Origin of the sequence: Bacteroides sp. AM07-18 (assembly GCF_003602695.1) — a bacterium.
Classification (GTDB): Bacteria; Bacteroidota; Bacteroidia; order Bacteroidales; family Bacteroidaceae; genus Bacteroides; species Bacteroides uniformis.
In genome coordinates this window covers 213,297-237,371 of record NZ_QTLM01000004.1, presented here as the reverse complement: position 1 = coordinate 237,371, position 24,075 = coordinate 213,297, and the positions used below count along the sequence as shown (strand labels likewise).

Sequence of the window (24,075 nt, the reverse complement as noted above, 5' to 3'; positions counted from 1 at the left end):
TAAACAGTAACCAATATTGTATTTATGAATAAGATGATGACTTTGTTGGCAAGCGTGATGCTATTGGCATCGGCTTGCACGGGCAAACAGGCGAGTGAAAAGACTGCTTCTGGACTGGAACCTGCGAACTTCCGTACGGAAGTGGATGGCAAGCAGACAGACTTGTTTGTTTTGGAGAATAAGAATGGTATGGAAGTTTGTATTACGAATTTCGGTGGACGTATTGTATCAGTGATGGTGCCGGACAAGGATGGCGTTATGCGTGATGTGGTGCTGGGCTTCGATTCCATTCAGGACTACATCAAGTTCCCTTCGGATTTCGGCGCTACCATCGGACGTTATGCCAACCGTATCAACCAGGGTAAGATTACAGTGGATGGGGTAGAGTATCAGCTGCCGCGCAACAATTACGGTCATTGCCTACATGGAGGTCCCAAGGGATACCAATATCAAGTGTTCGATGCCCGCCAGTTGAGCAGTCAGGTTCTGGAGCTGACTTATCTGTCGAAAGACGGAGAGGAGGGCTTCCCGGGTAACCTGACCTGCAAGGTCACTTTCTCGCTGACAGATGACGATGCCATCGACATTCGTTACAGTGCCGAAACAGACCGTACCACTGTTGTCAATATGACGAACCATTCTTACTTTAACCTGGACGGTGACCCCTCCAAGTCCAATTCGGATTATCTGCTCACTATCGATGCAGATGCTTATACCCCCGTGGACAGTACCTTCATGACTACCGGTGAGATTGTTTCCGTAGAAGGTACGGATATGGATTTCCGCACTCCTACTGCTGTTGGCGCCCGTATCGACAATGACTTTGAGCAGTTGAAGAACGGCAAGGGCTATGACCACAACTGGGTACTCAATACGAAGGGCGATGTCACCCGCCCGTGTGCCACCCTCGAATCTCCCTCAACGGGTATTGTGCTTGATGTCTATACCAACGAACCGGGCATTCAGATTTATGCCGGTAACTTCCTGGATGGCACACTGACCGGAAAGAAAGGTATTGTGTACGGTCATCGTGCTTCTGTCTGTCTGGAGACTCAAAAGTATCCCGATACGCCCAACAAGCCGGAATGGCCTTCTGCATTGCTGAAGCCGGGAGAGAAGTATGACAGTCATTGCATTTATCGCTTCTCGGTGAAGAAATAAATATAGGGGATGTGTCATCTGTGTGCTATCAACCGTTTTGATACCCTCTTATTGTATGGCCTTTTTTGTGAATCTAAAATATAATATACAATGAGACACTTTAGTGTTTTTTTATTGGCTACTTTATTCCCTTTGATTTTCATGGGTTGCAAAAGTGAGGAAGACTCTTATCCTCCTATTCATTATGGATACAATTTAGCATTTGTCGATGAAAATGGCAATGATTTGATTGAGGGAATGCAAACCGGTCTTGGAAGAAATGGTAAGCCTGCTTTGAGAGAGAAAGATTACTCCTATAAATTGGTAGAACCCGATTCTAAAGATGACTTTACCGGACCGGACTGTATCTATGTGGAAAGCAGGGACGGACTTTTTACTTTGGCAATCTTTGATGCACTATGGGATGGATATAAATATGACAAGAAGACTGAAGTATTGAGGCGTACGTTTGTTTGTCCCTATATCTTTGGTGACGGAGAGGAACATTCCATTATTTCCCATTGGAAGTACAATGATGGTTATGGCAGTGTTGAACTTATTAGAGTAACTATAGATGGTGTGGATGCCCGCATCGAATCAGGAACAGACAAATATCAACAACCGTTAGTTATCGCTGTGTTGGCAAAGTAACTTGTTTTTCTTGGAATACTCTGTCTTGGTAAAATCAGCACTTTATCAAGACAGAGTTTTTATTCTTTGGAATTACCGCATCGCCAGCGCCTTATTCTCCGCCTCCTCCATAATCTCCCGTTCTCCCGGCCCTTTGTCATTGATGCCGCAAAGGTGGAGGATGCCGTGGATGATGACCCGGTACAGTTCGCGTTCGTAGTTGTTATCGGCGAACTGTTCCGCATTGGTGCGTACGGTATCGAGGCTGATGAAGAGGTCACCGCTAAGGCGGTTGCCTTCACAGTAGTCGAAAGTGATGATATCTGTGTAATAATCGTGTTGCAGATATTGGCGGTTCACTTCGAGTATTTTCTCGTCCGAGCAGAAGATATAGGCGATTTCACCGACTCTTTTTCCGTAAGTGGCGGCTACGGATTTTATCCATTCCGTGGTTTCACGCTTCTTGATGGATGGCATTTCCACGCCGTCTGTCTGATAACTAATCATTTTATTTACGATTTAATGATTTACGATGTACGATTGAAATTACGTTCTTGCGATTAAGCTAGTTCTTTTAAAAGAAGAATAAGTAACTGATGATGATGGCTGCAATGATGCCGGAAAAATCGGCAATCAGCCCACACGTCACGGCATTCCTCGTTTTGGTGATACCTACGCTGCCGAAATACACCGCAAGAATATAGAATGTGGTGTCCGAAGCGCCACGTGCCACGCAACTCATGCGTCCTACAAATGAATCGGCGCCATACTGTTTCATGGTGTCAATCATCAGTCCGTTGGCACCGCTGCCGCTCAGTGACTTCATCAGGGCAGTGGGTAGGGCACCTACAAAGCTGGTATCTACACCGAATAGTCCTACTACATAACCGATACCGTTCACCAGTATATCCATGGCGCCGGAAGTGCGGAAAACGGCGATTCCAACGAGAAAAGCAACCAGATAAGGGATAATGCGTACGGCAGTGGTAAAGCCTTCTTTGGCTCCTTCTATAAAGGCATCGTATACATTGATTTTCTTCCATAGCCCCCAGAGGATGAACAGCAGGATGATGGAGAACAGCAGTATGTTGGCAATTAAAGTGGAATATACGCCCATTTCATCGCGGCTAATCTGTGTGAACAGATAAATGAGTGCGGCAAAGAAAAGACTGATGCAGCCAATCAGGATAAGTATGGGCTTGTTCAGCAGGTTGATGCGTTGTGCAATGCTGACGGCAATGACACCGACAATGGTCGAGATGGCAGTCGTTATCAGTGTGGGGATAAAGATGTCCGTGGGTTGGGCGGCACCCATCTGCGAGCGATACATCATGATGCTGACGGGGATAAGTATCAGTCCCGAGGTATTGAGGACAAGGAACATTACCATCGGATTGGTGGCAGTATCCTTTTTCGGGTTTAGTTCCTGAAGTTCCTTCATGGCTTTCAGCCCCATCGGAGTAGCGGCATTGTCCAGCCCCAGCATGTTGGCAGAGAGATTCATGAATATGGAACCCATGGCAGGATGTCCTTTCGGTATTTCGGGGAAGAGGCGGCAGAATACCGGACTCAACCAACGGGAGAGGGCATTGATCATACCGCTGTTTTCGCCTATTTTCATCACGCCGAGCCAGAGGGCGAGTATTCCTGTCAGTCCCAGGGATATTTCAAAAGCTGTTTTGGAAGAGGAGAAGGTGGAGTTGACGAGTTCTGTGAATATCTCCACATCACCCATAAAGATGAGTTTGCAGAGGGCCACGATGAATGCGATGACGAAGAATGCTACCCAGATGTAATTTAAAACCATGTATCGTTACTTTGTTCTAATGGATTAATATTTGTTTTCGTTGGCAAGATTCCAGGCGTTGAGGAAAGCTGCTTTGGTTATTTCTATCATTTTCTCCCAGTTCAGCCGATCGGTGTGGTCCGAAGGCTGGTGATAATCGGGATGTCCGTCTGTGTGGTACCAGATGATGGGGATGTTGCACAGGGCAAAAGAAGCATTGTCACTTCCTCCCGTGGGGCGGTCCCAGGCGCGGTAGTCCGGTTGCAGGCGCAAGCTGTAGCGTGCAATGTCCTGCTTCAGCCAGTCGCCGAATACGGGGTGGGCGGCGGTGTAGAAGTAGACAACGTGTTGAGGCTGCTCGGGCTTATTGTTACGGCCTATCATGTCGAAATTGAGATAACCTTTCACCTGGCTGATGAAAGGACAGCTTTGTACAAAGTATTTTGAGCCGAGCAATCCCTTTTCTTCCCCATCCCAAAAGGCAAAGATGACCGTGCGCAGAGGCTTCTGTCCGGTGGCAAGAAATGCACGGGCTATCTGCAGGACGGCAGAGACACCGGAGGCATTGTCGTCTGCACCGTTGTATATCCGGTCGTTTGCCAGCGTCTCGTCCACACCCAGATGGTCGAAGTGGGCACCTACGATGACATATTCATCCGGTCGTTCTCCCGGGATGGTTCCCAATACATTACTCATCTGCAGGATGCGGTGGACGCCTTGTTCGAGGATGGCGATGGAGTCGGGATGCACTTGCCACCGTCCCCGTTGCTGGCGCTCCTTGTTGTATGCCTCGAAGGGTTGATAATAATTGTCCTTTTCCAGCGGGGCAATGCCGGCTTCTTTCAGGCAGGATGCCAGATAGCGGGCAGCCAGTCGTGAACCGTGCATGCCTGCTTCGCGTCCTTGCAGCTCATCGTCGGCAAGAAAACCGACAATAGCCTCGGCCGAAGTGCGGCTGATGCTTTGCAATCCCTTTTCTTGTGGAGATTGTGCATGTAAGGATAGTGCGAAAGAAAGGCAGCAGATTGCTCCCAAAACAGCTTTATACATGTCGTACGGTTTTAAGGATTGGACATACCGGTTGCAAAATTAAAGATAACTTTCCATAGTTCCGATATAAATGTCGTATTTTTGTCCGTTGGTGGATGAATTCAAATCCGTGTAAATCAAATGAGAGAAGGATGAAAAAGAAGAATGAAGCAGTGGAAACCGTCTTGTGCGAACGTGTGCTTTCGGCAGAAGAAGTGGCGTGCATCTCGGTACAGATTCAGCAGGAATTGGAGGCGTATATCGACCCGGTGAAAAGGGAGTATCTTCCCCGTTTCTTCAAGACCGGAAAGGGGCAGTATGGCGAGGGGGATAAGTTTCTGGGAGTGGTGGTACCCAACACCCGGCAGGTGGCAAAGCAGCACAAGCACGAACCTTTTGGGGTAATGGCAACCTTGCTTCAGAGTGAATGGCACGAGTGTCGCCTTTGTGCCTTGCTGATGTTGGTGGAGCGATTCAAAAAGAGCGATGAAAAGGGGAAAAAGGAGATTTATGACTTTTACCTTTCGCAAACGGGCCGTATCAATAATTGGGATTTGGTCGATTTGTCTGCCCCCGGCATTGTGGGCGAATATTTGAAAGACAAACTTCGTAAAGACCTCTACCGGCTGGCGGATAGTCCGCTGCTTTGGGACCAGCGCATTGCTGTGGTATCTACCTATACTCTTATCAAAAATAGTGATTTCATCGATATATTAGCCCTTTCGGAACGGCTGCTCCATCATAAGCATGACTTGATGCAAAAGGCGGTAGGATGGATGCTCCGGGAGATGGGTAAGCGGGACAAGGACTTGCTGGTACAATTCTTGGAGAAGTATTGCAGGACGATGCCGCGAACGATGTTGCGCTATGCCATAGAGAAGTTTCCGGAGGAGGAGCGCAAGGAGTTTATGAAGCGCTGATGGGGAATGAAAATCGTTAAACTGTATTTTGCTCTTCTTGCCAACAAGTTGACAAGTTTTTGCCACCTTATTGGCAAGACTTTGCCACCGCGTTGGCAAACTTTTGCCATAGGCATGGCAAAGTTTTGCCAAAGGTGAGGCAAAGAGTTGGCAAAATTAGTCTCTGATGGTCAGTGCGTTACCAAAGGTAGCCTTCTGCGTAACTATCAAATTCTGTAGCCATGCCGGCATCCAGATGTCTGAAGACGTTCAGTACGGATTGTTGCTCTTCGGGGAGCAGCAGGCGTTCGCCTTTGCGGGCGCGGTAGTAGGTGCGTTGGCCGAAGCCGGCTATCAGGTTGGCGATGGCGATTCCCCGCTTGTTGTAGGGTAGGCTGTTCAGCATGTTCATGAAGCCTTTGGCGTAACGCGCCTTCTGACTGGAGCGGTAGAAGGGGCATTCCCCTTTGACGGTGGCAAGGCGTTTGGGGCTGATGATTTTCCAGTAATCCTTTTCGGTAGGCATGCTCTGCATGGCGAGCTGGCGGAGGCAGGTGGCAGCCTTGGGGCATTGCCCGTTGAGGCATAAGGGGTAGTCGAAGGGGACTTGGGTAAAGGATATTTCTTCTTTCATAAGTAGCGTGTTCTATGCATTGTGCTTTCAGCAGGGGGGAGATTCGGCTTGCTGTCAGTAAATGGCTGGTTATTCTGCACAAATGTAGGAAGAAAGTGTGAGCCTGCAAATATATTTCAAGTATATATCTTGCTACTTCTATCGTTTTTTCTGTAATTTGCCTCCGGGCAGCATAATATTCCGTTGTATGGAGCGTACCAGGTATGTCATACGCCTTTTACTTATGTGAAAAAAGAAAGGGGATGAGTGCTATCTCAAAATAAATTCGTTATTTTGCAGGAAACAAAAGGAATATCCCTATGATTACTTATCTTAAAATAAATGGTTTTAAGTCATTTCATAATTTTGAAATGGAGTTTACCCCTTTGACCATTGTTGCAGGAACAAATGCTGCTGGGAAGAGTAACTTGTTTGATGCATTGAATCTGTTGTCACGCTTGGCTGAAGTGGACAAAATACATACAGCATTCAGAGAAGGGCAAAGAGGTGATTTGTTTGAACTATTCACTCAGTATGATGAACATGCTTATGCCGATGAAATGGAGTTTTGTGTGGAAGTGCTGGTAAATCGTGAAGTGACTGATGCTTGGGGAGCTACTGCAAGATTGAAATATACGAGGTTGCGTTATGAACTAAAAATACATCGCTTTGTAAACTCCAGTGGTATTGATGATTTAGAAGTTGTTTATGAACATTTGGCTACATTGAAACATCAAGAAGACAAATGGATAAAACTTTTGCCTAAAGAACAAATAGAATTTTGGAGACCTAAAGTAATTACAGGGAAACGTGGTCAACCTTATATCTATACACAAGAGCAAAATGAATTGCCTACGGTATTTGTTCCTCAAGATGGTGGTGGAGGTAACAAGCGAAGTTTTCCCCTGAGAAATGCTACGCGTACGGTATTGAGCAGCATTGATTCTGTTGATTTCCGCCATATTCTGGCCGTGAAGCAGGAAATGATCAGTTGGCGTTTCTTACAGTTGAACCCGGAGGATTTACGTCAACCCACAAGTAAGAGGACGGGAGAAGATGTCATTGGTGTTTCTGGGAAAAACCTGGCTGCAGCATTATTTAGGATTCAGCAGGAAGATAAATATTCATTGGTAGAGATATCTCGTGAATTAAATAGTTTTATTCCCAACTATACCCAGGTCTTTGTAGAAGATGATACAGAAAACAAGCAGTATATCATTTATCTGAAGAATGTGGACGGAAAGAAATACTCTTCCCGCGTGTTGTCCGAGGGTACGTTGCGATTGCTTACGCTTTGCATCCTGCAACACGATATGAAATACTCCGGTTTGCTTTGTTTTGAAGAACCGGAGAATGGCATTCACCCATTTAGGATAAAATCAATGGCGAAATTATTGAAGGATTTGACCACTAACTTTGAAGACCATGATCTACCTTTAAGACAAGTGATTGTGAATACGCATTCTACCGTTTTTGTCGGTGAAATTCAGAAATGGGAAGATGATTTGAATGTTTCCATCCATTTTGCGGAGATGAAATCAAGAGTGCTTTCTTTGCCATCGGGCAATAAGGTGAAACTCGATGTTTCGAAAATTATACAAGTTCCTAAAGAAGGGCAATTGACTATCAATTTCTCTGAGCAAGAACGAAAGCTTTCTTTGCAAATGATTAAGGAGTACTTAGAAAATACCCTAAAGGAGTGGTAATATGGCTAGACAATTATTTATTGGATTAATCACGGAAGGCCCTACGGATGTACGTTTCTTGCAGAGTGTGGTGGAAAGGACTTTTATTGATGTGGCTTTTGAATGCGAGAATGATTTAGAACCATACGTGAAATGCTTGACTGTGGAAAAAGTGCGACTTAGTTTTAATGAATATGTAGAGAAAGCTTCACGTCGAGGAATGGAAGAGATGGGTATGGATATACTTTGTGTCCATACAGATGCTGATAGTAAGGATACTAAAAGAGCCTATGCTGAAAAGATAAATCCGGCCAAAGAGTTCTTGTCTGATAAGAAAGGGGAGATTTGCAAGAGTCTGATTCCTATTGTTCCAGTGAGGATGGTAGAAGCATGGATGCTTGCTGACAAAGAACTATTAAAAGAGGAAATGGGTACAAGGATGTCGGATGAAGAATTGGGTATAAATCGTATGCCGGAACTTTATCTTGATCCTAAGGCTACCATTATACAAGCCATAGGTAAATCTAATCGGACTACGACACGTAGGCATAGGAAGGATTTGGATATTAGTGAACTATATGCTTCCATTGGTGCGAGGTTGGAATTGGAAAAGTTGCATCTGCTTCCTTCATATAGGCAATTTGTGGATGAGGTCAGAGAAGCCTACAGACAGTTGGGATTGTTACGGTAATGTGGAAAAATCAATAGGAAATAAAGCAGTGTTTGGAACATGATAGATAGTATGGAACAAGAAGATTTTGATATACGCAACCAGCAGCCCGTCACCAGCCGAGAACGTGATTTCGAGAATGCTCTCCGTCCGTTGAATTTTGAGGATTTCAGCGGGCAGGACAAGGTGGTGGACAATCTGCGCATATTTGTGAAAGCTGCCCGCCTGCGTGGCGAGGCGCTAGACCATGTGCTGCTTCACGGCCCTCCCGGATTGGGAAAAACAACACTCAGCAATATCATAGCCAACGAACTGGGCGTAGGTTTCAAGATAACTTCCGGTCCGGTACTCGACAAGCCGGGGGATTTGGCGGGAGTGCTTACCAGCCTGGAGCCCAATGATGTACTTTTCATCGACGAAATACACCGGTTGAGCCCCGTAGTGGAGGAATATCTGTACTCAGCCATGGAGGACTACCGCATAGACATCATGATAGACAAAGGCCCTTCTGCCCGAAGCATACAGATTGATTTGAATCCTTTCACGCTGGTGGGAGCTACCACGCGTAGCGGTCTGTTGACAGCTCCGTTGCGTGCCCGTTTCGGTATCAACCTGCATCTGGAATATTACGATGATGATGTGTTGAGCGGCATTATCCGTCGTTCGTCCGGCATCCTCGATGTGCCTTGCTCCGTAAGGGCTGCCACCGAGATTGCGAGCCGCAGCCGTGGCACACCGCGTATTGCCAATGCATTGCTGCGGCGTGTACGCGATTTTGCCCAAGTGAAAGGTTCGGGGAGTATCGATACGGAAATTGCACAGTTTGCCCTCGAAGCCCTGAATATCGACAAATACGGTCTGGATGAGATAGATAATAAGATACTCTGCACCATCATTGACAAGTTCAAAGGCGGCCCGGTGGGACTGACCACCATTGCCACCGCTTTGGGCGAAGATGCCGGCACGATAGAGGAAGTCTATGAACCGTTCTTGATAAAAGAGGGTTTCCTGAAACGTACCCCCCGTGGGCGTGAAGTGACGGAGCTTGCCTACAAGCATTTGGGGCGGAGTCTCTATAGTAGCCAGCGTACCTTGTTTGGCGACGAGTGATTCATTAATCATTAATCACTAACCATTAATCATTAAAAAGAAGTGGCCGGATTAAAATCATTGGCAAAAGAAACTGCCATTTATGGGCTGAGCAGTATTGTGGGGCGTTTCCTCAATTACCTGCTGGTGCCCGTATATACCATGGCGATGTCCGCACAGAGTGGCGGCTATGGCGTAGTGACGAATGTATATGCGTGGGTGGCCCTCATGCTGGTATTATTGACGTGCGGCATGGAAACCGGTTTCTTCCGCTTTGCCAATAAAGGGGAGGATGACCCGATGCGTGTGTACTCCACGACATTACTCAGTGTGAGTATGGGGGCGCTTACTTTCCTTGCATTGGGGCTGCTGTTTCTCGACCCTATTGCCGGATGGATGGAGTACAGTGAGCATCCCTGGTACGTGGGCATGATGATGATTGTGGTGGCGATGGATGCTATTCAAAGCATTCCTTTCGCTTATTTGCGCTACAAGAAGCGTCCCATTAAGTTTGCGGCACTCAAACTGCTGTTCATCTTCCTGAATATAGCACTGAATCTGGTCTATTATGTAGGGATGAAAGGGGATGACGTGGGCTATGCCTTCCTTTTCAATCTGATATGCACCTCTACCATTATGCTTTGCATGATTCCGGAGTTACGCGGGTTTGCTTATGTGCTGGATAAAAAACTGTTGAAGCGGATGCTTGCTTACAGTCTGCCGTTACTGGTACTTGGCTTGGCGGGTATCTTGAATCAGGTGGCCGATAAGATTATTTTTCCTTTTGTCTATCCGGATGAGGCGGAAGCTACTGTGCAGTTGGGCATTTATGGAGCTGCCAGCAAAATTGCTATGGTGATGGCGATGCTTACACAAGCTTTCCGCTATGCATACGAGCCTTTTGTCTTCGGAAAGAGCCGGGACAAAGACAATAAGCAGGTATATGCGCAGGCCATGAAGTTTTTCATCATCTTTACACTGCTGGCATTCCTGGCTGTCATGTTCTATCTGGATATTTTGCGCTATATCATCGGCCCTGATTACTGGCCGGGATTGCGGGTAGTGCCTATCGTGATGGCTGCCGAAATCTTTATGGGTATCTATTTCAATCTTTCCTTCTGGTACAAGCTGATTGACGAAACGCGTTGGGGAGCCTACTTCTCCCTGATAGGTTGCGCGGTGCTGGTAGTGATGAACATACTTCTGATTCCCCGATACAGTTATATGGCTTGTGCCTGGGCAGGATTCTGTGGCTATGGTATCGCCATGCTTCTGTCCTATTTCGTAGGGCAGAAGAAGTATCCCATTCAGTATGACCTGAAGGCTATCGGTAGTTATGTGCTGCTTGCGGCAGTACTCTATCTGGCTGCCGAATATGTCCCGATAGAAAATATCTACCTGCGTATGGTGTACCGTACCGTTTTGTTGCTGGTCTTTGTGGCCTATATCGTGCGGCGTGATATGCCTCTCGGCAGCATACCCGTCATCAGCTGGTTGATAAAGAAATAAACTACTGAATAGTAAATCGTCAAATTGTAAATATCATGGATTCTGACAACAGAAATACCTTCGCTATCAAGACTTTTCTGAAAGACTATCTTGATTTGCGTAAAGACAAGGACAATGAACTGGAAACTGTAGATTCCATCCGTAAGGGAGTGGAATTCAAAGGAGCCAATCTTTGGATTCTGATATTCGCCATATTCATGGCCTCGTTGGGATTGAATGTAAACTCCACAGCCGTGATTATCGGTGCCATGCTCATCTCGCCGCTGATGGGGCCTATCATGGGCGTGGGGCTTTCTGTGGGGTTGAATGATTTTGAATTGATGAAGCGGTCTTTGAAGAGCTTCTTGATAACTACCTTGTTCAGTGTGACCACTGCTACCATTTTCTTTCTGGTGAGTCCCGTTGCCGAGGGGCAGTCGGAATTGCTGGCACGTACGTCACCCACCATTTATGACGTATTCATCGCCTTGATGGGTGGCTTGGCAGGTGTGACGGCGCTCTCTACCAAAGAGAAAGGAAATGTGATTCCGGGTGTTGCCATTGCCACGGCTTTGATGCCGCCTCTCTGTACGGCAGGCTACGGGCTGGCAACGGGTAACTTGATTTATTTCCTCGGTGCATTCTATCTTTATTTCATCAATTCCGTGTTTATCAGTCTTGCCACTTTCCTGGGCGTGCGCGTGATGCACTTCCAGCGCAAGGAGTTTGTGGATAAGAACCGGGAGAAGAAAGTACGTAAATATATTGTCCTGATTGCTATCCTGACCATGTGTCCCGCTGTCTATCTGACGGTAGGTATCGTCCAGGATACCTTCTTTGAGAGTGCTGCCAACCGTTTTGTCAACGAGCAGCTCTCCTTTGAGAATACGCAGGTGCTGGACAAGAAAATCCATCACGAGGGCAAGGGCCACGAAATACGTGTCGTGCTGATTGGGCAGGAGGTGCCCGAAGCTTCCATCGCCATTGCCCGCAGCAAGATGAAAGACTATAAGCTGGACAATACCAAGCTGATAGTCCTCCAAGGTATGAACAATGAAGCGGTGGATATTTCTTCCATCCGTGCCATGGTGATGGAAGACTTCTACAAGAACAGTGAGCAGCGTCTGGTGGAACAGAAACAGAAGATTGCCACACTGGAGCAGAATTTGGAAAGATACAAAACCTTCGATGAATTGGGCAAGAAGATTATCCCAGAACTGAAAGTGCTCTACCCGTCGGTAAAGACCGTATCAATATCTCATGCGATTGAACTGGCGGTAGATTCTGTACGGGTGGATACTGTGACCCTTGCCGTCTTGAAATTCGGCAAGCATCCGGGTGCGCACGAGAAGGAAAAGATTGCGGAGTGGCTCAAGGCGCGTACGGGTGCCAAGCAATTGAGGCTGATTACTGAATAATACAAGAATTGACGGAATGAAAATAAGATTTATACTGATAGCTGTCTGCTTCCTTTTTTCTCTGCCGGGACAAGCGGATGAAGGGATGTGGATGCTGGGAAATCTGAACAAGCAGACACGCCAGACCATGAAAGAGTTGGGCTTGCAGATGTCTGTCAACAAGCTATACAATACGAAACGCCCGTCTCTGAAGGATGCGGTAGTCAGCTTCGGAGGCTTTTGTTCCGGAGTGGTGGTGTCCGGGGACGGGCTGGTGTTTACCAATCATCACTGCGGCTTCAGCAGCATACAGCAACACTCGTCTGTGGAGCACGACTATCTGAAAGACGGCTTTGTGGCACGTAATCTTAGTGAAGAACTGCCTAATCCGGAACTTTACGTCCGCTTCCTCTTGCACCAGCAAGACGTGACCCGTCGGGTACTTGGAGCAGTAAAACCGGATATGAACGAATCTGAGCGTACAAGTGTAGTAGATTCGGTGATGCTGGTCATTGGCGAAGAGGTTTCTCGTAAAGACTCCACGCTGATAGGCATTGTGGATGCTTACTATGGAGGCAATGAATTCTGGCTTTCCGTTTATCGCGACTACAATGATGTGCGTCTGGTATTTGCACCCCCTTCTTCAGTGGGCAAGTTCGGCTGGGACACTGACAACTGGGTATGGCCACGCCATACGGGCGACTTCGCCGTATTCCGTATCTATGCCGGCAAAGACAACCGTCCTGCCGACTACTCTCCCGACAATGTTCCCTACCATCCCGAATACGTGGCTCCGATATCCCTGGACGGCTATCGTGAGGGTTCCTTCTGTATGACGATGGGCTATCCGGGCAGTACGGAACGCTATCTTTCCTCTTTTGGCATCGAAGAGATGATGACCACCACCAACCAGGCTCAGATAGATGTCCGTGGTGTGAAGCAGGCCATCTGGAAGCGTGAAATGGATAGCCGTGACAGCATCCGCATCAAGTACGCTTCCAAATACGACGAAAGTTCCAATTATTGGAAGAACAGCATAGGAGTGAACCGCACCATCAAGAAACTGCATGTGCTGGACAAGAAGCGTGCCATGGAGACCGAACTCCGTCGCTGGATACAGCAGACACCGGAGGAGCGGGAACATCTGCTGCATCTTTTTTCCGACCTGGAGCTGAACTACAAGAGCCGCCGTGATGCTTATCGTGCCAGAGCTTACTTTGCCGAATCTTTCCTGAACGGTCCGGAACTGGTGCAGCTTGCTTTGTCCATCCTCAACTTCGACTTTGAGGGGGAAGAGAAAACGGTGGTTGCCAATCTGAAAGCTATCGTTGAGAAATATGCCAATCTGGACTTGGGCATTGACAAGGAAGTGTTTACAGCACTGTTGAAAGAATACCGCTCCCAAGTGGATTCCACCTATCTGCCCGAGCTCTACCAGACGATTGCGACAGAATACGGAGGTAACGAGCGTACCTATGTGGATAGTCTTTATGCCCGCTCGGAGCTGACCACCCCCCGTGGATTGAAGCGTTTTCTGGAGCAGGACACCACCTATCAGATATATAATGACCCTGCCATCAACTTGGGCATCGACCTCATCACGAAGCTATTCGAGATGAATATGCAGGTACAGCAGGCTTCCGGTGAAATCGAGCGGAATGAACGTTTGTTCAACTCTGCCGTGCGACGTATGTACGCATCCCGTAACTTCTATCCCGACGCCAACTCCACCATGCGTTTGAGTTTTGGCACTGTCTGCGGTTATGCCCCCTTCGACGGAGCGGAATATGATTATTATACCACCGCGAAAGGTATTCTGGAGAAAGTCAGAGCCCATGCAGGCGATGTGGATTTTGAAATGCAGCCTGAGTTGCTATCCCTTCTTTCCTCCGGTGATTTCGGTAGATATGCCGATGAGAAGGGAGAAATGAATGTCTGCTTTATCTCCAATAATGACATTACGGGAGGCAATTCCGGCAGTGCCATGTTCAATGCCAAAGGAGAACTTCTGGGGCTTGCCTTCGATGGGAACTGGGAAGCCATGAGCAGCGACATCCTTTATGAGCCGAAGATGCAGCGCACCATCGGGGTAGATGTACGCTACATACTGTTTATGATTGAGAAGTATGGGAAGGCAGGAAATCTGATTCAGGAACTGAAGCTTGCCAATCCTTAACGTGTGCCCCCTGCCTATACTTTTATGGGTGATATTTTCTAAATCACTCCACGGATACGGTCATCGAATGCCGAGAGTGCTGCCTTTGCCCCTTCGCCCATGGCAATGACTATCTGCTTGTAGGGAACATTCGATACATCCCCTGCCGCATATACCCCCGGAAGTGTGGTACGGCAGAAAGCGTCAATCTTAATCTCCCCGGTCGGAGTCGTTTCCAGCTTGTCGCGGAAAGGAGCGCTGTTGGCTGCCAAACCGATTTGCACGAAGATGCCGTCTAACGGGAAGTCGCGTTCCTCGCCGGTAAGGCGGTCCTTGATGCGGATAGAAGTTACTTTTTCCCCGTTTCCATCGACTTTTACGGTCTGTGACGAGGTGAAGATTTCCACATTCGGCAGGCTCCGGGCTTTCTCTTGCAGCACTTGGTCGGCTTTCAGTGTATCGGCAAATTCGAATACCGTTACCTTCCGGCAGATGCCTGCCAGGTCGATGGCAGCTTCAATCCCCGAGTTACCTCCACCGATAACCGCCACATGCTTGCCTTGATAGAACGGACCGTCGCAATGCGGACAGAATGCCACGCCGCGTCCTATGTATTCCGCTTCGCCCTCCACATTCAGTTTGCGCCAGCTTGCCCCTGTGACAATGATTACTGCCGGTGCATGGAACACCTCGCCGCCTACGGTGGAGACACTTTTTTCCGTTCCCTGCAACTTTACTTTCTCTATCTTACGCTCCTCGAAAATCTCTATCGGATAGTGCTCTATATGTGTGCGGAGTGCGTTGGCAAGTTCTGCACCAGTAGTCTGCGGCACGGAGATAAGGTTTTCTATGCCTACCGTCTCTTTTACCTGTCCGCCTATGCGCTCGGCAACAATCGCCACCCGTAGGCCCTTGCGTGCAGAGTAGATGGCTGCGGAAGCTCCGGCTGGTCCACCGCCCAATACCAGCACGTCGAAATCTCTCTCTATCGGTGCTTCGTCCTCTTGCGGAGCACTGCCGAAGGCTTCTTCCAGCTTCTGCAAAAGCTCTCCTAAAGAACCGCGACCTACGTGAAGCAGCTTGCCATTAGCGTAGACTGACGGCACGGCTTGTATCTTCAGCGCATCCACTTCCTCTTGATTAAGCGCCCCGTCCACCATCTCGTGGGTGACGTGCGGATTCAGCAATGCGATGATGTTCAGTGCCTGCACCACATCCGGACAGTTGGTGCAAGTAAGCGATACATACGTTTGCAGGCTGATGTCGCCTTGCAACGCCCGGATGCGGCGACGAATTGCTTCGTCCGGCAGATTTTTCCCCTTTCCATCGGCATTCAGCACGGCAAGCAGGAGGGAAGTGAACTCGTGTCCGCCGGGGATGCCGCGGAACTTGATGCCGGTTTCCACATCGTCTTTCAGCAATGTGAACTCCAACACGGGGTTCTCTATCTCACTCATCCGGCAGGAGAGCTTGTCGGAACAGCTTGCCACATCCTTCAAGAATCCGATAAGCTCTTGTGCCTGCTCGTGACCCGGATGATAGGTGATGTGAAAGACGTAGCGGGCTTCCAAATGCTGGAATACGCTCCGCACCTGGTCTAATATAGTTGTTTCTAACATGATTAATAGGGTGTTTGGGGTGAGAAAATAGTCTTTTAATATGTTTGATATAGAGTAGTTGCAGAACTTGTGAGGAAGTACTCCAATACTCCTTCGAAAGTACTGCGGTACTCCTTTGAAAGTACTACAGTACTTCTGTACAAGTACTGCGGACGTCTTAAAGGAAAGCGGACGTCTTTCTATGGTGAAAGCGCCCGCTCCTCCTATTACTTATCAAATCTTTCCTACAAGGTCGATGCTCGGCTTCAAAGTTTCCGCTCCTTTCTTCCACTTGGCAGGGCATACTTCTCCATCGTGTGTGGCAACAAACTGTGCAGCTTCTACCTTGCGCAGCAGCTCGTCGGCATTGCGTCCGATGTTGTTGTCCTGTATCTCGGCAATCTTGATTTTACCCTCGGGATTTACGAGGAATGTGCCGCGATATGCCATGCCTTCCTCTTCAATCATCACGCCGAATGCGCGGCTCAGTACGCCTGTGGGGTCGGCAAGCATGGGGTACTTAATCTTGCGGATGCTTTCGGAAGCATCGTGCCATGCCTTGTGCACAAAGTGCGAGTCTGTGCTTACAGAATATACTTCTACGCCCATTGCTTGGAATTGGTCATATTTCTCTGCGATGTCTACCAGCTCGGTAGGGCATACGAAGGTAAAGTCTGCCGGATAGAAGAAGAAAATGGCCCATTTACCTTTTACGTCTTCGTGGGATACTGTTTTGAAACTTCCGTTTTGGAAAGCCTGAACCTTGAATTCAGGGAGTTGTGAGTTGATGATCGGTTCCATAATTTTTCTCTTTTAATAGGTTTAGTTTTTTGTTTTACCAATGCGAAGATTGTGCAGACAGAATGTAGAAGCCAGTTTGCTTGATGATGCTGAGGTGCAACCGACCTTCGCTTTTTCTGTTTGCAAAAATATAGCATTTTTCCCCGATAGAACAAAAAATCCGATTGAAAGATTTTATGGAGCGATAGATGAAATCTATACGACTGCTTGGGTTGCTTTCAGTGAGAGCATTTCCTTGGGTACGGAAAGTTTTATCTCCTTAACCAGCACTTCGAGCAGCGTGTGGCGGATAAAGTTCTTATTGGTCAGCAGCACGACCTGGCGGGTGGGGCAGGGGATGGCGAAGGAACGTACCAGCTCTTTCTGGGCATCGCCCAGTTGCAGAACGGCCAGTTCGGGGATGAAGGTCACGCCTTTGCCGCTTTCTACCATGCGCATAAAGGTCTCCATGCTGCCCAAGTGATAGGCAAGCTGGCTGGCACGTGCCGACTTCATCTGGCAGAAGCGCACCAGCTGGTCGCGGAAGCAATGGCCCTCGTCGAGCAGCCAAAGCTGTTCGCCGTTCAGGTCGGAAGTACGGATTACCTCGTTGTTGAAGAGGGCGTCTTCGCGCGACACGTAGGCAAAGAACTGTTCATAGAACAACGGCGTCTGCTGCAACTCTTCCATACCTGTCAGACTCGCTACGATACCTGCATCTATTTCTCCCGTCTGCAGGGCTTTCTTGATGTCGTTTGTTTTCATTTCGACTACCCGGATGTCGAGGTCGGGGTATTTCTTCATCAGCTGCGGAAAGAAACGGGGCAGGAGGTAAGGAGCTACGGTGGGAAGTATGCCCAGCTTGAAGATGCCGGTCAGTGAGTGTTTTTCTTCTTCTATAATATTCTTTATACGGTTGGCTTGAACCAATATATTCTGTGCTTGTTCTATGATGTGGATACCGACGGGAGTGGGGCATACCGGCTGCTGGCTGCGGTCAAAAATCCGGGTGTCCAGTTCCTCTTCCAGTTTCTGAATCATGGCACTGAGGGTGGGCTGTGTCACGCGGCAATATTCGGCTGCTTTGGCAAAGTGGCGGAACTGGTTGACGGCAAGGATGTATTCCAATTGTTGTAAAGTCATGATGAACAAGGCATTTGAAGGTTATGTATAGAGTTCGTCTATGCAAAGATAGAAATTATCTGTTTGACAAGCCTTGATTTACCCCTTATCTTTGCAATACCCAAAAGAAAAATAGTATAAATATTTAAAACAATAGAATTATGAAAACTTTAGATTACTTGCATTTGAATGAAAAGAAAGTGGCTGGCGTAGCATCAGCATTGCACCAATTATTGGCCGACTTCCAGGTACATTACACCAATCTGCGCGGTATGCACTGGAACATCAAGGGACACGGCTTCTTTGTGCTGCACGAGAAGTTCGAGAGTATGTATGACGATACCGCCGAGAAGATTGACGAGATTGCAGAGCGCATCTTGATGCTGGGTGGCGTGCCCGAGAATAAGTTCAGTGAATACCTGAAGGTTGCCAACGTGAAGGAAGTGTCCGACATCTCTTGCGGCAGTGAGGCTGTGGACCATATCCTCGAGACTTACGGCTACCTGATTGGTGAAGAGAGAAAGGTAATTGAACTGGCAAATGAAGCTGGCGATGACGTGACGGCAGATTTGATGACCGGCTACCTGAAAGAGCAGGAGAAAATGGTTTGGATGCTCGTTGCATTCAGTACGAAAAGCTGCACGAAATAAAGGATAAAGAGTCGTGAAAAAGGATAGGGTGATAAAACGGTAGCGGATGCTGCCGGTTTTATCACCCTATTATCTTTCTATAGTTTATATCACTTCTTCTTCGGTGTCCGTCTTGCCCACCCTTCTTCACTGAAGTCGGGCTCTGCATCCTTAAAGTCATTGTTGCCCTGGAAGAACTGTTTCCAGTCATCCTTTTTGCCACGGGCTTTGGTGTAACCCCGCTCTTCGCGGCTGGGCTTGCCTTTCTTCTTGTCGTTTGCAGGACTTTCGGCCTTTTCGCTGCGTTTGCCGGTGGCATCGTTCCGTTTGCCGTCTTCCTTGTAACTGCGCTTCTTGCTGTCAAACTCTTTTTTCCCATGGCTTCCGGCTGTACCCGGACGTTTGCCCCTCGGAGCCTCCTTACCCTCGTCTCCAGCAACCTCTACGGATACTTTACGGCCGTTCCAGCTGGCGCGGTTCAGGGCCTTCACTACATTGGTGGCTTCCTTTTCCTCCACTTCGAAGAAGGAGAACTTCTGCATCAGGTCAATTCGTCCCAGCTCTACACGTCCACGTGTATTGTTGTTCAGCAGGCTGATTAATTCGTTGGGGAAGAAGTTGTCCATTTTACCCAGGTTGATGAACAAGCGGGTAAAGCCGGGTTCTGCTTTGCGGCTGCTTCTACGGTCGTTGCGGTCGCCCCTCTCGCCACTTCTTGCACCACGCTCACTACCGGTTGCTGTCTCTATCTCGTCACGGCCGCGATAGTAATCCAGGAAACGGTTGAATTCATGCGAAACCATGCGTTTAATCAGGTCCTCTTTGCTCAGCCAATCCAGCTTGCGGTAGATGTCGGTCATAAAGTCGGCGATTTCCTCCTCGTTCACTTTCACCTTTTCAAGATCGTCTATCACTTTGAGCAGTTGCTTTTCGCATATCTGTTTGCCGGTGGGCATTTCGCCTGCAATGAATTTCTTGCCGATGATGCGCTCAATCTCGCGCATTTTGCCTTTCTCTCGCAGGTTGATGATGGCGATGGAAGTCCCGGTTTTGCCGGCACGTCCCGTACGGCCGCTGCGGTGGGTATAACTCTCGGTGTCATCGGGCAATCCGTAGTTGATGACGTGTGTCAGGTCGTCCACATCGAGGCCGCGTGCGGCAACGTCCGTGGCAACCAGCAGTTGTAGGTTGCGGATGCGGAACTTTTGCATCACGGTGTCACGCTGCGCTTGACTCAGTTCGCCGTGCAGCGAGTCGGCATTATAGCCTTCCTGCATCAACTTGTCAGCTATTTCCTGCGTTTCTTTGCGGGTACGGCAGAAGATGATGCCGTATATCTGCGGATAGTAGTCCACAATACGTTTCAGGGCAGCATACTTGTCTTTGGCATGTACACAGAAGGCTACGTGTTTCACGTTGCTGGTGCTTTCATTTTTGCGTCCGATGGTGATTTCCTTGGCATCGCGCAGGTACTTCTTGGAGATGCGTGCGATTTCCGGGCTCATGGTAGCGGAGAACAGCAAGGTGTTGCGCTCCTGCGGCACATCGGCGAGAATGGCGTTGATGCTGTCTGTGAATCCCATGTTCAGCATTTCGTCCGCTTCGTCCATAACCACGTTCTGTATGGTGGCGAGGGACACGGTTTTGCGTTCCATCAGGTCCAGCAGTCGTCCCGGTGTGGCTACGATGATGTGTACACCCCGTTTCAGGGCGCGTATCTGGCTTTCGATGGACGAGCCTCCATATACGGGCAACACTCGCAAGCCATCGGTATATTTAGAATAATCGTTCAAGTCGCCTGCTATCTGCAAACAAAGTTCGCGGGTGGGGCAGAGAATAAGTGATTGGGGAATTCGGTTGTTGACGTTAATCTTCTGTATGAGCGGCAGGCCGAACGCTGCGGTCTTTCCTGTTCCTGTTTGTGCCAGTGCTACTACATCATTGTTTTCTCCTAAAAGGTAGGGAATTACTTCCTCTTGTACCGGCATGGGCTGCTCGTAACCCATTTCTTCGATGGCGCGGCGTATCTCCGGCGACACACCGAGCTCTTCAAATGTCTTCATTAAATCTTCTGTATATCTTTATCTTTATATTTCGGGCGCAAAGATAGTGCTTTTCAATGGATAATTGATAATTGATGGTTGATAATTATGCAATTACATGATAAAATCGTTTTTTATTGGCTACTCATTATCCATTATCCATTGTCAATTATCCGTTAAAAGAATGTCTTGCAGTCTCTTTCTTTCTTCTTTTGTCAGACCGATGCCTCTTTGCAGGTAGGTGTCGGTATCTCCATACCTTCGTTTCATTTCTTCAATGGCGGCATTCAGGAAATCTTCGCGTGCCGAGAATACGGTAGTGATGGCCTCTTGCGAGCGTGCCGGAAGCTGGTAAGCATATCGGGAGGCCGCCGGGATGTTGAAGTAGTCGTTGCTGAGGCGATAATCTTCCATGATGATGTCTTCGTCCACTCCAAGGGAGGCAAGCACAAGTGCCGATACGATGCCCGTGCGCCCTTTGCCCGAAGAGCAATGGATTACGACGGGATAATTGTTCTTGTCCAGCAGGATATCGAAAATCCGGCGATATTCTTTGGTGTAGTTGTTGATGAGTTCGCGGTTCATCTGCTCCACGATTCGGTAGACAGTATCGCTCTTGATTTTCTGTTCCTGTACACCTTTCAGGATATACTCCATGTCGCCGGTAGGAATGGGGATATGGATCACTTTGAATGCCTGTTGCAAAGGGCTTTGTCTATTCGCTTCGACAGATGAACGCAGGTCGATGATAGTCCTTATGCCTATGTTCTTGAGCTCTTTGCGCGAACACGGTTTCAGTTTATCTATTTCGGCAGAGCGGTACAGCATGCCCCAATGCACTTTCTTTTGGGTGGGATAGGAGGAATAGCCTCCCAGGTCTCGGAAGTTCTGTATGCCGGGGATGTTGATGTTGCGGGTGGCAATCTTTACCCGGTATTTGTCAGCGAATACAAGTGTGTAGTAGTATCGTTGTGTAGGGTCGGTAGTGATGACAGTCATCTTCAGGTCGGAGATGTTGGCGACGGCAACGGGAACATCTTCGGGGATATGGTTGGGATTGGTCGAAGCATATACCTTCACATTTCCTTTGATGAGAGGGGCCATTTCCCATTTTACAATGCAGTTGCCCACGTTGTTTTCTTCGCATACAACGGAAATGTGAGGGGCAGTGCCATTGCAGGAAGGGAGCAGCACTGCCAAAACAAGCAAGTTCAATAAGTTCTTATACATAATTCGTAACCTCTCTGATGTCGTTAATCACAAATATATGTAATTTACCCACAGAAGGTAACAGCAATGCCAAGCTTTTATATTTCTTTTTTGAACTTTAAAAAAACTGCTATAGATTCTTTCGTGCATAGGCAGGTTGGTTTACAATGTTACATCAGCGAACCGGGAGGTGGTAATGGGGGGAGTTTCCCTTGGGGCTTTTGTCTCCATGACAGCATGATGTAATTGAGTTGTTTTCCCACTTCTCCGGGTTTAAAGTGTATTTGTTCTTTCAGTTTTACTTCGATTTCCCTATATACATGCAGTGGTACTCTGGCGTATGGGCTAAAGGTCGTGAAATTGAAATTCACTTCCATTACTTTCCCCGTATCCGGACTGAGTAGCATGGTTATTGTGAACTCACGCTTTCCGAGTTCATCTGCCATGGCTTTGGTAAAAGCTTCGTCCACAATGAAGTCTGCTTGTTTACTCATGGAGCTATTGTATTCAATTACTTTTTTTTCATTCCAGCTACCGATGTATATTTTTCCTGTGGCTTTATATACAATATCTTTGTATGTCAACTTGTTCTCTTTGTTATAAAGAGTCACAAACTGGCTACCGTCATCTACGTCACATTGATACGTATAACCATCTACCTCGAAAGTGGTGGTTTTTTTATAAATGACTGTTCCTTCAAGCGATTCTTCTGTTCTGATAGGTTTATCCTGTGCTACACAAGGGTAGATGTATCCTATAAGCAGTGTAATAAGCAATAGTCTTTTCATTCGTCACAATTTTTAGTTGTTAATTTTGTATGTTGCTTACATTAGCGAACCGGGAGGAGGTAATGGGGGGAGTTTCCCTTGGGGCTTTTGCATCCATGCCAGCATAATGTAGTTGAGTTGTTTTCCTTCCTCTATGGGTTTAAAATGAATTTGTTCTTTCAGTTTTACTTCGATTTCCCTATATACATGTAGTGGCACTTTGGCGTATGGCTCAAAGGTGAAAAAATTGAAATTCACTTCCATTACTTCTCCCGTATTTGGACTGAGCAACATGGTTATCATAAGTTCCGTTTTCCCAATTTCATCTGCCATGGCTTTGGTGAATGCTTGGTCTACTATGAAATCTGCTTGCTGACTCATGAATCTGTCATATTCAATTACATTGCTACTCCAGCTGCCAATATATGTCTTCCCCGTGTCTTTATACACAATCTTTTCGTATGTCAGTTTGTTTTCTTTGTTATAAAGAGTCACAAACTGGCTACCGTCATCTACGTCGCATTGGTACGTATAACCATCTACCTCGAAAGTGGTGGTCTTTTTATAAATGACTGTTCCTTCAAGTGATTCTTCTGTTCTGATAGGTTTGTCCTGTGCTACACAAGGGTAGATGTATCCTATAAGCAGTGTAATAAGCAATAGTCTTTTCATTCGTCACAATTTTTAGTTGTTAATTTTGTATGTTGCTTACATTAGCGAACCGGGAGGAGGTAATGGGGGGAGTTTCCCTTGGGGCTTTTGCATCCATGCCAGCATAATGTAGTTGAGTTGTTTTCCTTCCTCTATGGGTTTAAAATGAATTTGTTCTTTCAGTTTTACTTCGATTTCCCTATATACATGTAGTGGCACTTTGGCGTATGGCTCAAAGGTGAAAAAATTGAAATTCACTTCCATTACTTCTCCCGTATTTGGACTGAGCAACATGGTTATCATAAGTTCCGTTTTCCCAATTTCATCTGCCATGGCTTTGGTGAATGCTTGGTCTACTATGAAATCTGCTTGCTGACTCATGAATCTGTCATATTCAATTACATTGCTACTCCAGCTGCCAATATATGTCTTCCCCGTGTCTTTATACACAATCTTTTCGTATGTCAGTTTGTTTTCTTTGTTATAAAGAGTCACAAACTGGCTACCGTCATCTACGTCGCATTGGTACGTATAACCATCTACCTCGAAAGTGGTGGTCTTTTTATAAATGACTGTTCCTTCAAGTGATTCTTCTGTTCTGATAGGTTTGTCCTGTGCTACACAAGGGTAGATGTATCCTATAAGCAGTGTAATAAGCAATAGTCTTTTCATTCGTCACAATTTTTAGTTGTTAAT

At 47.4% G+C, this 24,075-nt stretch carries 22 protein-coding genes; 10 read left to right on the top strand and 12 right to left on the bottom strand.

Going from position 1 to position 24,075, the window contains the following annotated elements; translation table 11 throughout:
• Positions 1-24: 24 nt before the first annotated feature.
• Together DW096_RS08435 and DW096_RS08430 are read left to right on the top strand one after the other, a co-directional pair.
• Positions 25-1,161 carry an aldose epimerase family protein gene (locus DW096_RS08435; protein ID WP_117878330.1) on the top strand — a complete coding sequence of 379 codons (1,137 nt, stop codon included), beginning with the start codon at positions 25-27 and terminating at the stop codon, positions 1,159-1,161.
• A gap of 90 nt (positions 1,162-1,251) precedes the next feature.
• A complete protein-coding gene (locus DW096_RS08430; protein ID WP_118931075.1) occupies positions 1,252-1,791 on the top strand; it encodes a hypothetical protein in 540 nt (179 codons plus the stop codon).
• A gap of 72 nt (positions 1,792-1,863) precedes the next feature.
• On the opposite strand, the gene ybeY is transcribed toward DW096_RS08430, so the two are convergent.
• The 3 genes from ybeY to DW096_RS08415 all read right to left on the bottom strand — a co-directional run bounded on the left by ybeY (position 1,864) and on the right by DW096_RS08415 (position 4,606).
• Positions 1,864-2,277 (bottom strand): rRNA maturation RNase YbeY, encoded by a 414-nt coding sequence (gene ybeY / locus DW096_RS08425; protein WP_005826129.1) that lies wholly within the window; start codon positions 2,275-2,277, stop codon positions 1,864-1,866.
• Between the two features lie 67 nt (positions 2,278-2,344).
• Positions 2,345-3,577 (bottom strand): nucleoside recognition domain-containing protein, encoded by a 1,233-nt coding sequence (locus tag DW096_RS08420; protein ID WP_016272134.1) that lies wholly within the window; start codon positions 3,575-3,577, stop codon positions 2,345-2,347.
• 24 nt (positions 3,578-3,601) lie between these two features.
• A complete protein-coding gene (locus DW096_RS08415) occupies positions 3,602-4,606 on the bottom strand; it encodes a M28 family metallopeptidase (protein ID WP_057087335.1) in 1,005 nt (334 codons plus the stop codon).
• Positions 4,607-4,737: 131 nt separating this feature from the next.
• Here DW096_RS08415 and DW096_RS08410 point away from each other — a divergent pair, with 131 nt between their 5' ends.
• The gene (locus tag DW096_RS08410) at positions 4,738-5,505 is read left to right on the top strand and encodes a DNA alkylation repair protein (protein WP_117963401.1); all 768 of its coding nucleotides are present in this window, start codon (positions 4,738-4,740) and stop codon (positions 5,503-5,505) included.
• A 178-nt stretch (positions 5,506-5,683) separates the two neighbouring features.
• Here DW096_RS08410 and DW096_RS08405 read toward each other — a convergent pair whose 3' ends face one another.
• Positions 5,684-6,118: a DUF6078 family protein gene (locus DW096_RS08405; RefSeq protein WP_005833904.1), complete on the bottom strand. Its 435-nt coding sequence runs from the start codon at positions 6,116-6,118 to the stop codon at positions 5,684-5,686.
• A gap of 299 nt (positions 6,119-6,417) precedes the next feature.
• On the opposite strand from DW096_RS08405, the gene DW096_RS08400 reads away from it, so the two are divergent.
• The 6 genes from DW096_RS08400 to DW096_RS08375 are packed head-to-tail and all read left to right on the top strand — an operon-like array spanning position 6,418 to position 14,602.
• Positions 6,418-7,803, top strand: a complete 1,386-nt coding sequence (locus DW096_RS08400) for an AAA family ATPase (protein ID WP_016272131.1) — start codon at positions 6,418-6,420, stop codon at positions 7,801-7,803.
• Between the two features lies 1 nt (position 7,804).
• Positions 7,805-8,473: a DUF4276 family protein gene (locus tag DW096_RS08395; RefSeq protein ID WP_016272130.1), complete on the top strand. Its 669-nt coding sequence runs from the start codon at positions 7,805-7,807 to the stop codon at positions 8,471-8,473.
• 51 nt (positions 8,474-8,524) lie between these two features.
• The gene (gene ruvB / locus DW096_RS08390) at positions 8,525-9,562 is read left to right on the top strand and encodes a Holliday junction branch migration DNA helicase RuvB (protein ID WP_034523273.1); all 1,038 of its coding nucleotides are present in this window, start codon (positions 8,525-8,527) and stop codon (positions 9,560-9,562) included.
• Between the two features lie 42 nt (positions 9,563-9,604).
• On the top strand, positions 9,605-11,050 hold the full coding sequence (locus DW096_RS08385) for a lipopolysaccharide biosynthesis protein (RefSeq protein WP_005833900.1): 1,446 nt from the start codon (positions 9,605-9,607) through the stop codon (positions 11,048-11,050).
• A 35-nt stretch (positions 11,051-11,085) separates the two neighbouring features.
• Complete coding sequence (locus tag DW096_RS08380; RefSeq protein WP_005833899.1) at positions 11,086-12,447, top strand: TIGR00341 family protein; 1,362 nt, start codon at positions 11,086-11,088, stop codon at positions 12,445-12,447.
• A gap of 16 nt (positions 12,448-12,463) precedes the next feature.
• Positions 12,464-14,602 carry a S46 family peptidase gene (locus DW096_RS08375; RefSeq protein WP_117963399.1) on the top strand — a complete coding sequence of 713 codons (2,139 nt, stop codon included), beginning with the start codon at positions 12,464-12,466 and terminating at the stop codon, positions 14,600-14,602.
• A gap of 38 nt (positions 14,603-14,640) precedes the next feature.
• Here the strand turns inward: DW096_RS08375 and ahpF are convergent, their stop codons facing one another.
• From ahpF to DW096_RS08360, 3 genes are all read right to left on the bottom strand, one after another.
• Complete coding sequence (gene ahpF / locus DW096_RS08370) at positions 14,641-16,200, bottom strand: alkyl hydroperoxide reductase subunit F (protein WP_005826109.1); 1,560 nt, start codon at positions 16,198-16,200, stop codon at positions 14,641-14,643.
• Positions 16,201-16,413: 213 nt separating this feature from the next.
• The gene (gene ahpC, locus DW096_RS08365) at positions 16,414-16,980 is read right to left on the bottom strand and encodes an alkyl hydroperoxide reductase subunit C (RefSeq protein WP_005826106.1); all 567 of its coding nucleotides are present in this window, start codon (positions 16,978-16,980) and stop codon (positions 16,414-16,416) included.
• A gap of 195 nt (positions 16,981-17,175) precedes the next feature.
• Entirely contained in the window at positions 17,176-18,102 is a 927-nt protein-coding gene (locus DW096_RS08360; protein ID WP_117963397.1) for a hydrogen peroxide-inducible genes activator, read from the bottom strand.
• A gap of 140 nt (positions 18,103-18,242) precedes the next feature.
• Here DW096_RS08360 and DW096_RS08355 point away from each other — a divergent pair, with 140 nt between their 5' ends.
• The gene (locus DW096_RS08355) at positions 18,243-18,731 is read left to right on the top strand and encodes a Dps family protein (RefSeq protein WP_005826103.1); all 489 of its coding nucleotides are present in this window, start codon (positions 18,243-18,245) and stop codon (positions 18,729-18,731) included.
• Positions 18,732-18,820: 89 nt separating this feature from the next.
• On the opposite strand, the gene DW096_RS08350 is transcribed toward DW096_RS08355, so the two are convergent.
• The 5 genes from DW096_RS08350 to DW096_RS08330 form a co-directional block, all read right to left on the bottom strand.
• Positions 18,821-20,773, bottom strand: coding sequence for a DEAD/DEAH box helicase (locus tag DW096_RS08350; protein ID WP_009037442.1), 1,953 nt, complete (start codon positions 20,771-20,773; stop codon positions 18,821-18,823).
• Between the two features lie 144 nt (positions 20,774-20,917).
• Positions 20,918-21,982 carry a tyrosine-protein phosphatase gene (locus tag DW096_RS08345; RefSeq protein ID WP_005826099.1) on the bottom strand — a complete coding sequence of 355 codons (1,065 nt, stop codon included), beginning with the start codon at positions 21,980-21,982 and terminating at the stop codon, positions 20,918-20,920.
• A 149-nt stretch (positions 21,983-22,131) separates the two neighbouring features.
• The gene (locus tag DW096_RS08340; protein ID WP_005826097.1) at positions 22,132-22,749 is read right to left on the bottom strand and encodes a DUF5043 domain-containing protein; all 618 of its coding nucleotides are present in this window, start codon (positions 22,747-22,749) and stop codon (positions 22,132-22,134) included.
• 36 nt (positions 22,750-22,785) lie between these two features.
• The gene (locus DW096_RS08335; RefSeq protein WP_005826095.1) at positions 22,786-23,400 is read right to left on the bottom strand and encodes a DUF5043 domain-containing protein; all 615 of its coding nucleotides are present in this window, start codon (positions 23,398-23,400) and stop codon (positions 22,786-22,788) included.
• 36 nt (positions 23,401-23,436) lie between these two features.
• On the bottom strand, positions 23,437-24,051 hold the full coding sequence (locus tag DW096_RS08330; RefSeq protein WP_005826095.1) for a DUF5043 domain-containing protein: 615 nt from the start codon (positions 24,049-24,051) through the stop codon (positions 23,437-23,439).
• Positions 24,052-24,075 lie beyond the last annotated feature (24 nt).